This window comes from Neisseria mucosa (assembly GCA_003028315.1).
Lineage (GTDB): Bacteria > Pseudomonadota > Gammaproteobacteria > Burkholderiales > Neisseriaceae > Neisseria > Neisseria mucosa.
Map to the genome: position 1 here is coordinate 1,800,092 of CP028150.1, position 12,709 is coordinate 1,812,800.

10 protein-coding genes and 1 pseudogene are annotated in these 12,709 nt (G+C 55.2%); 7 read left to right on the forward strand and 4 right to left on the reverse strand.

Annotated features, from left to right (window positions below):
• Window positions 1–460 precede the first annotated feature (460 nt).
• Window positions 461–1,915, forward strand: coding sequence for a magnesium transporter (mgtE, locus tag NM96_09020; protein ID AVR79457.1), 1,455 nt, complete (start codon window positions 461–463; stop codon window positions 1,913–1,915).
• Between the two features lie 87 nt (window positions 1,916–2,002).
• Here the strand turns inward: mgtE and NM96_09025 are convergent, their stop codons facing one another.
• The 4 genes from NM96_09025 to NM96_09040 form a co-directional block, all read right to left on the reverse strand.
• Entirely contained in the window at window positions 2,003–2,632 is a 630-nt protein-coding gene (locus NM96_09025; GenBank protein AVR79458.1) for a hypothetical protein, read from the reverse strand.
• 170 nt (window positions 2,633–2,802) lie between these two features.
• Window positions 2,803–3,216 (reverse strand): transposase, encoded by a 414-nt coding sequence (locus tag NM96_09030; protein ID AVR79459.1) that lies wholly within the window; start codon window positions 3,214–3,216, stop codon window positions 2,803–2,805.
• A 528-nt stretch (window positions 3,217–3,744) separates the two neighbouring features.
• Window positions 3,745–5,802 carry a polyphosphate kinase 1 gene (gene ppk1, locus NM96_09035; GenBank protein ID AVR79460.1) on the reverse strand — a complete coding sequence of 686 codons (2,058 nt, stop codon included), beginning with the start codon at window positions 5,800–5,802 and terminating at the stop codon, window positions 3,745–3,747.
• 377 nt (window positions 5,803–6,179) lie between these two features.
• Complete coding sequence (locus NM96_09040; protein AVR79461.1) at window positions 6,180–7,856, reverse strand: formate--tetrahydrofolate ligase; 1,677 nt, start codon at window positions 7,854–7,856, stop codon at window positions 6,180–6,182.
• A 231-nt stretch (window positions 7,857–8,087) separates the two neighbouring features.
• Here NM96_09040 and NM96_09045 point away from each other — a divergent pair, with 231 nt between their 5' ends.
• From NM96_09045 to NM96_09070, 6 genes and pseudogenes are all read left to right on the forward strand, one after another.
• Window positions 8,088–8,843 carry a 16S rRNA methyltransferase gene (locus NM96_09045; protein AVR80308.1) on the forward strand — a complete coding sequence of 252 codons (756 nt, stop codon included), beginning with the start codon at window positions 8,088–8,090 and terminating at the stop codon, window positions 8,841–8,843.
• A gap of 366 nt (window positions 8,844–9,209) precedes the next feature.
• Window positions 9,210–9,424: pseudogene (locus tag NM96_09050) on the forward strand (acetyl-CoA carboxylase).
• A complete protein-coding gene (locus NM96_09055; protein AVR79462.1) occupies window positions 9,406–9,867 on the forward strand; it encodes an acetyl-CoA carboxylase biotin carboxyl carrier protein in 462 nt (153 codons plus the stop codon). The pseudogene NM96_09050 and the gene NM96_09055 overlap by 19 nt, the downstream one beginning before the upstream one ends.
• 70 nt (window positions 9,868–9,937) lie before the next feature.
• Complete coding sequence (locus NM96_09060; protein ID AVR79463.1) at window positions 9,938–10,129, forward strand: YqaE/Pmp3 family membrane protein; 192 nt, start codon at window positions 9,938–9,940, stop codon at window positions 10,127–10,129.
• Between the two features lie 35 nt (window positions 10,130–10,164).
• On the forward strand, window positions 10,165–11,526 hold the full coding sequence (gene accC / locus NM96_09065) for an acetyl-CoA carboxylase biotin carboxylase subunit (GenBank protein AVR79464.1): 1,362 nt from the start codon (window positions 10,165–10,167) through the stop codon (window positions 11,524–11,526).
• A 295-nt stretch (window positions 11,527–11,821) separates the two neighbouring features.
• Window positions 11,822–12,709, forward strand: a complete 888-nt coding sequence (locus NM96_09070; GenBank protein AVR79465.1) for a 50S ribosomal protein L11 methyltransferase — start codon at window positions 11,822–11,824, stop codon at window positions 12,707–12,709.

Sequence of the window (12,709 nt, forward strand, 5' to 3'; positions counted from 1 at the left end):
CAATCGGGCGTTCGAAAAATTAAGGAAGGGGTCGTCTGAAAGCGTAGTTCTGATAAGCACGGGAAAGCGTCATGTTGCCCGTACGCAAAATTTCCCCATTCTATCCACGACGGCAGCAAACAGACAACCGTTGCACGTCCCAAACCTGTCTTACATCAAACATAACGGCAAACTTTCTTTTCCCCTATTTACAGAATACATTCCCTGCCTTTTGCCCGAAAAAGAGAAAAATCCCCACAGACAGTTTTCAGACGACCTTTTTCAATTCACCGTTTAAAATAGTAAACCGCCCTAAAACAGGGTAAAATACGCCCCGTTTCCAACACGACGCCTGAATCAGCAGGCTTTTATTATGGACCTTCCCAGTTCGTTTTTACTGAACTTCCCTTCCGGTTTATCCCGAAATACACGATAACCATCCCGCCGAAATGCCCTCCCGCATCCGGCGGGCGGAGCATTTATGAGCATCGAACAAACCCCTCCGAACCTTGAAAACGACGGTATCGAAAGCGACGTAGAGCGCGTTTCCGCCGATTTCGACCGTATCCACGCGCTGTGCGAAATCCTCTCGCCCGCCTTCCCGCAGATTGAGGAAGGCGTGCCGATTGAGGACGAGGCGTTGCGCGAGAAATTTACCGAGCTGACCGTCCTTTTGAACGAGCTGCACCCTGCCGACGTGGCGGCGGTGTTGGAGTCGTTGCCGCCGCGCGAGCGTAATATCGTTTGGCTGTTGGTCACGCCTGAAGACGACGGCGAAGTGTTGCTGGAAGTCTCCGATGCGGTGCGCGAAACGCTGATCGAGTCGATGGACAAAGACGAGCTGTTGGCGGCGGTCGATGACTTGGACGCGGACGAACTGGCGGAGCTGGCGGGCGATTTGCCGCACCAAGTGGTCTATGAAGCCTTGCAGACGCGCGATGAGGAAGAGCGCGCCCAAGTCAAGGCGGCGATGTCGTATGAAGACAACCAAGTCGGTGCGATTATGGACTTCGAGTTAGTCAGCATCCGCGCCGACGTTGCCTGCGAAGTGGTGCTGCGTTACCTGCGCCGTTTCGAGAGCCTGCCTGACCATACTGATAAGATTTTTGTGGTCGATGAAAACGACATCCTGCAAGGCGTGCTGCCCATCCGCAAACTTTTGGTTGCCGATCCCGAAGACTTGGTGGCGGACGTGATGGCGACCGAAGTCGTGCGCTTCCGGCCCGAAGACGACGTGGAAGAAGCGGCGCAGGCGTTTGAACGTTATGACTTGGTTACCGCGCCCGTGGTCGATGAAAACAAAAAGCTCATCGGCAGGATTACCATCGACGAGATGGTGGACGTTATCCGCGAAGAATCGGAAGCGGATATGTTGAACATGGCGGGTTTGCAGGAAGAGGAAGATTTGTTTGCGCCTGTCTGGGATTCGGTGAAAAACCGCTGGATGTGGCTTGCCGTCAACCTCTGCACCGCCTTTCTCGCCAGCCGCGTTATCGGCGCGTTTGAAGGCAGTATCGAAAAAATCGTCGCACTCGCCGCGCTGATGCCCATCGTTGCCGGCATCGGCGGCAACTCCGGCAACCAAACCATCACCATGATTGTCCGCGCGATGGCGATGGGGCAGTTGACGGGAATGCAGGCGGGACGCTTGTTGAAAAAAGAAGTCGGCGTCGCTCTGGTCAACGGCATCATCTGGGGAACGGTCATGGGCGTGGTGTCATGGCTGCTGTACGGCAGCATCGGCATCGGCTTGGTGATGGTCGCCGCAATGACGCTGAACCTCTTGCTTGCCGCTTCGGTCGGCGTACTCATCCCAGTCATCATGGATAAATTCGGACGCGACCCCGCCTTGGGCAGCTCGGTGCTGATTACGGCGGTAACGGATTCCGGCGGTTTTCTGATTTTCTTGGGGCTGGCAACGATGTTTTTGCTGTGAGGTCGTCTGAAAAGCGGACGGGAAAGATAAAAGGTCGTCTGAAACCCTGAACTGGCCCCCAAATCTTGGACACTCATAAAAGCCTATTCAGGCGCTCTGTGCAAGCTGGGTTCTGTATGCGACAGGACTCAGCTTTTTCAATTTCAAACTGCAACGCTCCCGGTTGTAGTAATCCATATAGTCATCTATCTGCTTCATCAATTCATCTACCGTCAATTCACCTGCGTTATAGAAACACTCCGTCTTCAACACCGCAAAGAAGCTTTCCATCGGCGCATTGTCCCAACAGTTCGCCTTTCGCGACATGCTTTGAACCATGGAATGCTCCGCAAGCAATTCCCTATACCCCGCCGTACGGTACAGCACACCTTGGTCCGAATGAAGCATCGTTCCTTTATCAGTCAGACGGGGGGCGGCTTTTTCGAGCATTTCCTTCACCATTTCGCTGTCGGCTCTGCGGCTCATGGCGTAGGCGACGATCTCGCGGTTGAACAGGTCCAATATCGGCGATAGGTACAGTTTGCCGTCCTTCCCTTTGAGTTCGGTAACGTCGGTCAGCCATTTTTCGTTGGGCTTTCGGGCTTTGAACCGGCGTTTGAGGAGGTGTTCCGATATCTCGCCCATGGCGGGATGGCGGTAGGCTTTTTTCGCCCGTATGAGGGCTTTCAGTTCCAACTGCTTCATCAACCGCGCCGCTTTTTTGCGGTTCCAACCCAATGCTGCGGCAATGCGCCTTTGTCCGTAGCGTCCTTTATGCCGCCGGTAGGTTTCGACAAGGAGGGCTTTGTCGGCTTCGTCGGGATCGGGTCGGTCTTGGTGATGGTAGTAAAAGCTGCTTTTGGGCAGGTTTGCGATGTGCAGTAGGTATTTGAGCGGGTGTTGCGCCCTCAGTGTTTGGACGGTTTGGCTTTGTCCTTTTCGGTCCGCTTTTGGCTGAGGGCTTTTAACTCCTTTAGGTAGGCGACCTCTGCGCGCATATAGCACAACTCTTCAATAAGCTCTGCCTGTGTTTTTTCTTGGTCGGGTTTATCTGCGATGAAGGGGTTTTTGCGGTGTTGGGGCATGGTTTTGGATTGGGGATGTTCGAGTGCGCCGATACCGCCTTCTTGATAGGCGCGTATCCATCGTCTCAGGTGGGTTCGGGAAATGCCGTAGTGGTCTGCGGTACGCTGTTGGCTGCGTATGTGCAGGTAGTGGAGTACGGCTTGGTATTTGAAGTGTAATGTATATTTGGTCATAAAAAAACTGCACCTTGTGAGTTGGAGGGGATGTGTCCAACTTTTGGGGTGCAGTTCACCCATGTGATTACGGGTTTCAGACGACCTTTTTAACTTTTATGGTGGAGTAACGTGAGTCTAAGAGAAGCAAAGAACTTTCTCACTGAGTACCACAAAAAACTTCCTTGACAGGTATAGTAGATTAATTTTAAACCAGTACGGCGTTGCCTCGCCTTACCGTACTATCTGTACTGACTGCGGCTTCGTCGCCTTGTCCTGATTTAAAGTTAATCCACTATAAATTCGGCGGGGTGGCGGGTAGAGCACTGCGATACCTGCCGCGGATCGTAGCGTGGGCTTTGCCCATGAAATCGATGGCTTGGTTTCCGAGTCGGGCGATAAATAGTATTGTTTTTTTCGTGGGCGAAGCCCACGCTACGGCTGGGTGTGGATAGGTCGTCTGAAACCCTATCTTTAAGTATTTCAGACGACCTTTTATAGTGTATGAACCTAAAAATCACCCATTCCGTTATTGCCGTGCAGGCACGGTTCGAATCCTTCTGCCTTCATGAAATATTCAAAGACGGCCTTCATTTTAATACCGCCCTCGCTTTATCTGCCGTACATTTCCCACAAGCTTTCTTGCAGGCTGAATGCGGGTTCGCCGTTTTCGGGGCGGGCGCGGAGGTAGCTGCCGTCGGGCTGCATCAGCCAGGCGCGGGTGTTGTCTTGCAGCGCCATTTCGATGCCTTCGCGGATGACGCGGGCTTTGAGTTCGGGCGTGGTGATGGGGGTGGCGACTTCGATGCGGCGGAAGAAGTTGCGCCCCATCCAGTCTGCGCTGGAGATGAAGGTATCGTCCGCGCCGTTGTTGTGGAAGCAGTACACGCGGGAGTGTTCGAGCTGTCTGCCGATAATGGAGCGGACGCGGATGTTTTCGGACAGGCCTTTGACGCCGGGGCGCAGGATACACATGCCTCGCACGATGAGGTCGATTTGTACACCTGCGCTGCTGGCGCGGTAGAGGGCGTCGATGACGCTCGGTTCAATCAGCGAATTCATTTTGGCGCGGATGCGGGCAGGCTTGCCTGCTTTGGCGTGTTGGATTTCGCGCTCGATGCGGTCGATGACCATTTTGTGCAGGGTAAACGGGCTTTGGTAGAGCTTGTTCAGACGACCCGGTTTGCCCAAGCCTGTGATTTCCATAAAGATGGTGTTCACGTCGGCGGTGATTTGGTCGTCGGCGGTGATGATGCCGAAGTCGGTGTAAATGCGCGATGTGCCTTGGTGGTAGTTGCCGGTGCCGAGGTGGGCGTAGCGTTTGAGCGCGCCGTTTTCGCGGCGGATGACGAGTGCCATTTTGGCGTGGATTTTGTAGCCGAATACGCCGTAAACGACGTGCGCGCCTGCGTTTTCAAGCTGCTGTGCCCAGTTGACGTTGTTGGCTTCGTCAAAACGCGCCATGAGTTCGACGACGACGGTGACTTGTTTGCCGGCAAGGGCGGCTTTCATCAGGGCGCGGACGAGTTCGGAATTGCTGCCGGTGCGGTAGATGGTCATTTTGACGGCGAGGACGGCGGGGTCGGCGGCGGCTTCGCGTATCATGTGGACGACGGGGTCAAAGGACTGATACGGATGGTGCAGCAGGATGGGCGATTGTTTCGCCAGTTTGAAAATCGAACCGTTCTTGCGCAATGCTTTCAGACGACCTGCCCCGCGTGCGGGAAACTTGAGATCGGGACGGTCAACCAAATCGGGCACGGCATTGAGGCGCACGAGGTTGACCGGGCCTTTGACTTGGTAAAGCTCGGCGGAGGTGAGTTTGAACTGGGCGAGCAGGAAGTCGTGGATGTGGGGCGGGCAGGTGTCAGCGACTTCGAGGCGCACGCCGTCGCCGTATTCGCGGTCGTGCAATTCGTTTTGAATGGCGGCGCGCAGGTTTTTGAGGTCTTCTTCATCGACGGTCAGGTCGCTGTCGCGGGTGAGGCGGAACTGGTGGCAGCCTTTGACCGTCATGCCGGGGAAGAGTTTGCCGACGTGGGCGTGCAGGATGGAGGAAAGGAAGACGAAGCCGCTACCGCCGTCGCACAATTCGGCGGGCAGGGGGACGACGCGCGGCAGGATGCGCGGGGCTTGCACAATCGCCATGCCGGAGGGGCGGCCGAATGCGTCCGTGCCTTCAAGTTCGACGGCGAAGTTGAGCGATTTGTTCAGCGGGCGCGGGAAGGGGTGCGACGGGTCGAGTCCGATGGGGGTGAGGATGGGCAACAGTTCGGCGTCAAAATACTGCTCAATCCATTTCTGTTGTCCTTGCGTCCAGTTGCGGCGGCGGTAGAAGTGGATGCCTTGTTTGCCCAGTTCGGGCTGCAAGACTTCGTTGAACAGGCGGTATTGCTCCTGTATTAGAGAGTGAGCTTCGGCGGCGACGGCGGCGATGGTTTCGGACGGCGTGGTGCCGTTGTCCAAACGCTCGTGCGGATTCATTTTTTGCGCACGTTTGAGCCACGCCATGCGTACCTCGAAAAATTCGTCGAGGTTGGAAGAGACGATGCACAAAAACCGCAAACGTTCCAAAAGCGGCACGTTTTCATCCTGCGCCTGCGCCAAAACGCGGCGATTGAAAGCGAGCAGGCTCAGTTCGCGGCAGAGGATGCGGTTTTGTTCGGGCATGGTGTTCTCCTGAAGCGGGTGGGTCGGACAGTTAATTGGGAAGTATAACGCGTTTCGGACGGGCGGGGCAGTGGTGCTGGATGGGCGGGCGGTTGGCAAGGCGGGAGGTCGTCTGAAAAGACAGATTCACTATAAAAGCAAACGCATTTACAAAAGCAGGGCTAAGATGAAAAACCATAAAAATAGTCGTCTGAAAACGAATGTGGCGGGTTTGCTCTATCGTTTCAGACGACTATTTTCATCAGAGGAAGATTCGCGGGTGAAGCCCACGCTACGGGTCGTCGCGGTTGAGTTTAAACCGTTTCAAATAATAAAAGGTCGTCTGAAACCCGTTTTCAGACGACCTCTTTGCCGTTTTATTTCACTGCCGATTCAAATCAGAACAAGCCGTGGATCACGCCGTCTGCGTCCACGTCGATTTTCTCGGCGGCGGGGACTTTGGGCAGGCCGGGCATTTTCATCATGTTGCCGCACAGGGCAACGATGAAGCCTGCGCCGGCGGAAACGGTGATGCCGCGCACGGTGATGCGGAAACCTTCGGGGCAGCCTAAGAGTTTGGCGTTGTCGCTGAGGGAATATTGGGTTTTCGCCATGCAGACGGGCATTTTGTCCAAGCCCAGTTTTTCCAGCGAGGCGATTTCGGCGGATGCTTCTGCGCTGAAATCGACGTCTTCCGCGCCGTACACTTTTTGGGCGATGGCGCGGATTTTGTCTTTGATGCTCAACTCGACATCGTAGGCGAAGCGGAATTCATTGGGTTGGTTGTCGATGGCGTTGACGACTTTGCGCGCCAAATCCGCGCCGCCCGCGCCGCCTTTGCCCCACACTTCGGTCAGGGAAACTTCGACGCCGTGTTCGGCGCAGGCTTTTTCAATCATGGCCAATTCGGCATCGGAGTCGGACACGAAGCGGTTGATGGCGACGACGACGGGCAGGCCGAATACGTTTTTCAGGTTGGAAATGTGTTTCAGCAGGTTGGGCAGGCCTTTTGCCAAGGCTTCGAGGTTTTCTTCGCCGAGGTTGGCGCGTTCTACGCCGCCGTTGTATTTCAAGGCGCGGACGGTGGCGACGACGACGGCTGCGTCGGGTTTCAAACCGGCAAGGCGGCATTTGATGTCGCAGAATTTTTCCGCACCCAAATCCGCGCCAAAGCCTGCTTCGGTTACGGCGTAATCAGCAAGGTGTTTCGCCAGTCGGGTGGCGGTAACGGAGTTGCAGCCGTGGGCGATGTTGGCGAAGGGGCCGCCGTGTACGAAGGCGGGCGTGCCTTCAATAGTTTGCACTAAGTTGGGCTTAATGGCGTCTTTGAGCAATGCCGCCATCGCGCCGTGGGCTTTCAAATCTTTGGCGTAAACGGGGCCGCCGTCTTTGGCGTAGGCGACGAGGATGTTGCCCAAACGCTCTTTCAAATCGCTGATGTCTTTGGCGAGGCAGAATACCGCCATGACTTCGGAGGCGACGGTGATGTCGAAGCCGTCGGGACGAATCACGCCGTCAACGGGTTTGCCCATGCCGTCGATGATGTTGCGCAACTGGCGGTCGTTCATATCGACCACGCGCCGCCACAGCACGCGTTTAGGGTCGATGTTCAACTCGTTGCCTTGGTAGATGTGGTTGTCGAGCATGGCGGCGAGCAAGTTATTCGCCGCACCGATGGCGTGGAAGTCGCCGGTGAAGTGCAGGTTGATGTCTTCCATCGGCAAAACTTGGGCATAGCCGCCGCCCGCCGCGCCGCCTTTGACACCGAACACAGGCCCCAAAGAAGGCTCGCGCAGGGCGATAACGGCGTCTTTGCCGATGTGGCGCAATGCGTCCGCCAAACCGATGGTCACGGTGGTTTTGCCTTCGCCCGCCGGAGTCGGGTTGATGGCGGTAACCAAAATCAGACGGCCTTGTTTTTGCGGCAGTTTGAACGCTTCGGCAGGATTGATTTTGGCTTTGTAATGGCCGTAGGGTTCGATATTGTCAACGTTCAAACCCAGCTTGACGGCAATTTCGCCAATCGGACGCATGGCGGAAGATTGGGCGATTTCGGCATCGGTTTTGAAGCTCATGATTTTCCTTTACTGAATGGAGAAGAAAAAGAGGAGGGTCGTCTGAAAGCCCATCGGAAAGACAAACGCTGATGGATTCAAAAGAATTTTAGGCATATTATAGCGTTATCTGAGAATGAATCGCAGTGAAAAATTCGATAGTTCAATAAAAATACAGTTCATATTGTTGACAATTCATAATCAAAGGTCGTCTGAAAAATGTCTGTCCCAAAAGATTTGCACACCCACACCATACCTGCCGTCTATTTCTCTGACACCGCTACTGAACACGCCCGCCGTTTGGCGCAGAAATTCGACCTCCCTACCCTGCCCTGCCTGCCTGACAACGGCGAATACCTGCTTGCCGATGCGGAGGGCGTCAGCTTGTGCCGCGCGGGGGAAAAGGGGCGCGTCCGCGTCGACTTCGGCGGCGGCGCAGCCCAATACCGGCGCACCAAAGGCGGCGGCGAGCTGATTGCCAAAGCGGTCAACCACACAACCAAACCGACCGTCTGGGACGGCACCGGCGGACTCGGGCGTGACAGTTTCGTCCTCGCCTCGCTTGGTTTGAGCGTCCACACTTTCGAGCAGCATCCCGCCGTCGCCTGCCTGCTTGCCGACGGCCTCGAACGCGCGCTGCAAGTGCCTGAAATTCAAGACATCGCCCGCCGCATGACTTTCCATTATGGCAACGCCGTCGAATTGATGCGCGAACTCGCCGCCCAATCGCGCCCCGACATCGTGTACCTTGACCCCATGTACCCCGAACGCCAAAAATCCGCCGCCGTCAAAAAGGAAATGGCGTATTTCCACAGCGTCGTCGGTGCCGCCCAAGAAGAAGCCGAGCTGCTTGCCGCCGCCCGCGCCATCGCCAAAAAACGTGTCGTCGTCAAACGCCCGCGCCTCGGTGAATTTCTCAACGGCGAAAAACCTGCCTACCAATACACGGGCAAAAGCACCCGCTTCGATGTGTATTTGCCCGATCATCCGGTTAAAGACGGGGAATAATTCAAAACGCGAAAAGGTCGTCTGAAAATCAGTTTTCAGACGACCTTTTACCAACGTGACCATAAATCTCTGACCGCACAAACTGTAGCCATTCATTTCCGCATAAGCCAAAAGCCAGAAGGCCAGTCAGGTTACAACCCAATCCATCGCTCCTTTCATAAAAAATTCTCGCTCTTAAATCCCCATTCATGTCAAAAGGTCGTCTGAAAACGGGCAAAATGGTTTATCGGCATCCCCACCTGAATTTTCAGACGACCTTTTCCCTTCATAAACCAACAAATTAGAATAAACACTCGTTGAAAAAATACACATTCGGACGAATTTTCCGAATCTGCCCGTTTTGTTCAAAAACCGCCTTTTTTCGAGATTTTGCTAGACATTTGTCGGCAAGTTCGGGAAAATAGTCAAATTCATTTACGGGGTTTCTGCTCCTGCGAATGCCCTTTATGCAACCCAATACCGTCCGGCTTGCGCCGTTGCCGCAGGCCGGTTGTTTTCTGAAATATCCCGCAACAAACACGGCCGCTTCACAACATTTTGGCCGTATCGTAAAGGAACGAAAATGGATTTGCGCAAGTTAAAAAAACTGATTGATTTAGTAGAAGAATCAGGTATCGCCGAAATCGAAGTTACCGAAGGCGAGGAAAAAGTCCGCATCACCCGCGCCACCGCCGCTCCGGCTCCCGTTTATGCCGCGCCCGCCCAAGTAGCGGTGCCTGCCCCTGCACCCGCCGCCGCGCCTGCCGCCGCAGCAGCCCCCGCTCCTGCAGCCCCAGCCGCCCGCGACCTGTCCAACGCGCAAAAATCGCCTATGGTCGGTACGTTCTACCGCGCGCCCGGCCCGAATGCCGCCGCTTTCGTCGAAGTTGGTCAGCAAGTCAAAGCCGGCGATACATTGTGTATCATCGAAGCGATGAAGTTGATGAACGAAATCGAAGCCGAAAAATCCGGCACGGTTAAAGAAATTCTGGTGGAAAACGGTACGCCTGTGGAATTTGGCGAGCCGCTCTTCATCATCGAATAATTCGTTTTCAGACGACCTTCCGGATTGCGTGGAGGTCGTCTGAAATGCTTTCCAACTCAGGATTTCCACCATGCGCCTGCTGTTAGCCATCTTCCTGCCCTTTGCCGTATTCTTCACCATCGGCCGTCCGATTGCGGGCATCATCTGCCTGATTCTCCAATTCACCTTAATCGGCTGGATTCCTGCCGCCATGTGGGCGGTGTACGCGTTGAGCCAATACAAGACCGATGAAAAAATCCGCAATGCATTGGGCAAAAGGTAACAAGCAGGTCGTCTGAAACCACAGGAAAGGTCATCATGCTGAAAAAAGTATTAATCGCCAACCGAGGCGAAATCGCGCTGCGCGTCCTGCGAGCCTGCCGTGAAATGGGCATCGCCACCGTCGCCGTGCATTCCGAAGCCGACAAAGACAGTCTGCACGTCAAACTTGCCGACGAATCCGTGTGCATCGGCCCTGCCGCTTCCGCACAAAGCTATCTCAATATCCCCGCCATCATCGCCGCCGCAGAAGTTACCGGCGCGGATGCCATCCACCCGGGCTACGGCTTCCTTGCCGAAAACGCCAATTTTGCCGAACAGGTCGAACAGTCCGGCTTCATCTTCATCGGCCCCAAAGCCGAAACCATCCGCCTGATGGGCGACAAAGTTTCCGCCAAACACGCGATGATTGAAGCGGGCGTGCCCTGCGTTCCCGGTTCGGACGGCGCGCTGTCCGACGATCCCGCCGAAATCCTCAAAACCGCCGATAAAGTCGGTTATCCCGTGATTATCAAAGCATCGGGCGGCGGCGGCGGACGCGGTATGCGCGTGGTCGAGAAAAAAGAAGACCTCATCAAGTCCGTCGAAATGACCAAAGCCGAAGCAGGCGCGGCGTTCGGCAATCCGATGGTCTATATGGAACGCTACCTGCAACGCCCGCGCCACGTCGAAATTCAAGTGCTTGCCGACGAACACGGCAACGCCATCTACCTTGCCGAGCGCGATTGCTCCATGCAGCGCCGCCACCAAAAAGTCATCGAAGAAGCACCCGCTCCCTTCATCGACGAAAAAGCCCGCGAAAAAATCGGCAAAGCCTGTACCGACGCCTGCAAGCGCATCGGCTACCGTGGCGCAGGTACGTTTGAATTCCTGTATGAAAACGGCGAATTCTTCTTTATCGAAATGAACACCCGCGTCCAAGTCGAACACCCCGTTACCGAGCTGATTACCGGCGTGGACATCGTACAGGAACAAATCCGCATTGCCGGCGGCCTGCCTTTGCAATACAAGCAAAAAGACATCCACATCGAAGGCCATGCTTTCGAGTGCCGCATCAATGCCGAAGACCCGTACAACTTTATCCCCAGCCCGGGTCTGATTGAAAGCTGCCACCTGCCCGGCGGCTTCGGCATCCGCGTGGACAGCCACATTTACCAAGGCTACCGCATCCCGCCGTACTACGACAGCCTGATCGGTAAAGTCTGCGTCATCGGCAAAACCCGCGAGCAGGCAATGGCAAAAATGCGCGTCGCCCTCGCCGAGCTTGCCGTGACCGGCATCAAAACCAATACCCCGCTGCACCGCGATTTGTTCAGCGACCCCGGTTTTGAAAAAGGCGGCGTTAGCATCCACTATTTGGAACACTGGCTGGAAGAACGCAAAGCCAAACAGGACAAATAAACTCGTCCCGCTTGGATAGTCGAAGGTCGTCTGAAAAACCATATGGCTTTCAGACGACCTTTTTTCAAAGAGGTTGAAACCTTAGCATTAGGCATACATCAGCGATTACCAATAGAGCTTAAAATATCATTATCCGCCTGTCTGCTGCCGTTTCCGTACAAGACGCAATCCGTATTCAAATAGAGAAACCGATTCAAACCGAAGCAGACAGCCCCAAACATACAGCAAATGACCCAAATCACTTAATTTGCCTACCATTTCCTAATTTCAGACGACCCCACTGAGAAAGCCCACCATGTCCTATCAACAAATTACCATCAATGTCAACGACGCCGTCGCCGAACGTCTCGCCGATGCCCTGATGGAAAACGGCGCACTATCCGCCGCCATCGAAGACGCCTACGCAGGCACCGAAAACGAACAAGCTATCTTCGGCGAACCCGGTATGCCGACCGAACAAATTTGGCAGCAAAGCAAAGTCATCGCCCTGTTCGGCGAAAACGACGATGCCGCAGCCATGATTCAAGCCGCCAGCCAAGCATGCGGGTTGAAAGACTTGGCATACACCAGCGAAATCCTTGCCGACCAAGACTGGGTGCGCCTGACCCAAGCGCAGTTCGACCCCATCCAAATTTCCGAGCGCCTGTGGATTACCCCCTCTTGGCACGAAGCGCCCAACAGCAACGCCGTCAACCTTCAGCTCGACCCCGGCCTTGCCTTCGGTACCGGCAGCCATCCGACCACCCGCCTCTGCCTCAAGTGGCTGGACACACAACTCAAAGGCGGCGAAAGCGTCCTCGACTACGGCTGCGGCTCCGGCATCCTGACCATCGCCGCCCTCAAGCTCGGCGCAGGTTCTGCCGTCGGCGTCGATATTGACGAGCAAGCCATCCGCGCCAGCAAGGACAACGCCGGACAAAACCACGTCGATGCACAGTTCTACCTGCCCGACGGTTTACCGCAAGGACAATTCGACATCGTCGTTGCCAACATCCTCGCCAACCCCCTGCGCATGCTCGGCGAAATGCTCGCCGCCCGCACCAAACAAGGCGGACGCATCGTGTTGTCCGGTCTGCTGGACGAACAAGTCGAAGAACTCAGCGGCATTTACCGCCAATGGTTCAACATCGAACCCGCCGAAATCGACGAAGGCTGGGCAAGGCTCAGCGGCGTCAAACGCTGA

Coding starts and splice junctions, on each gene's coding strand:
- ppk1 (AVR79460.1), bottom strand. CDS start 5,802: ATGCCCGAACAAAACCGCATCCTCTGCCGCGAACTGAGCCTGCTCGCT.
- NM96_09055 (AVR79462.1), top strand. CDS start 9,406: ATGGATTTGCGCAAGTTAAAAAAACTGATTGATTTAGTAGAAGAATCA.
- NM96_09060 (AVR79463.1), top strand. CDS start 9,938: ATGCGCCTGCTGTTAGCCATCTTCCTGCCCTTTGCCGTATTCTTCACC.
- NM96_09040 (AVR79461.1), bottom strand. CDS start 7,856: ATGAGCTTCAAAACCGATGCCGAAATCGCCCAATCTTCCGCCATGCGT.
- accC (AVR79464.1), top strand. CDS start 10,165: ATGCTGAAAAAAGTATTAATCGCCAACCGAGGCGAAATCGCGCTGCGC.
- NM96_09070 (AVR79465.1), top strand. CDS start 11,822: ATGTCCTATCAACAAATTACCATCAATGTCAACGACGCCGTCGCCGAA.
- NM96_09030 (AVR79459.1), bottom strand. CDS start 3,216: ATGGGTGAACTGCACCCCAAAAGTTGGACACATCCCCTCCAACTCACA.
- mgtE (AVR79457.1), top strand. CDS start 461: ATGAGCATCGAACAAACCCCTCCGAACCTTGAAAACGACGGTATCGAA.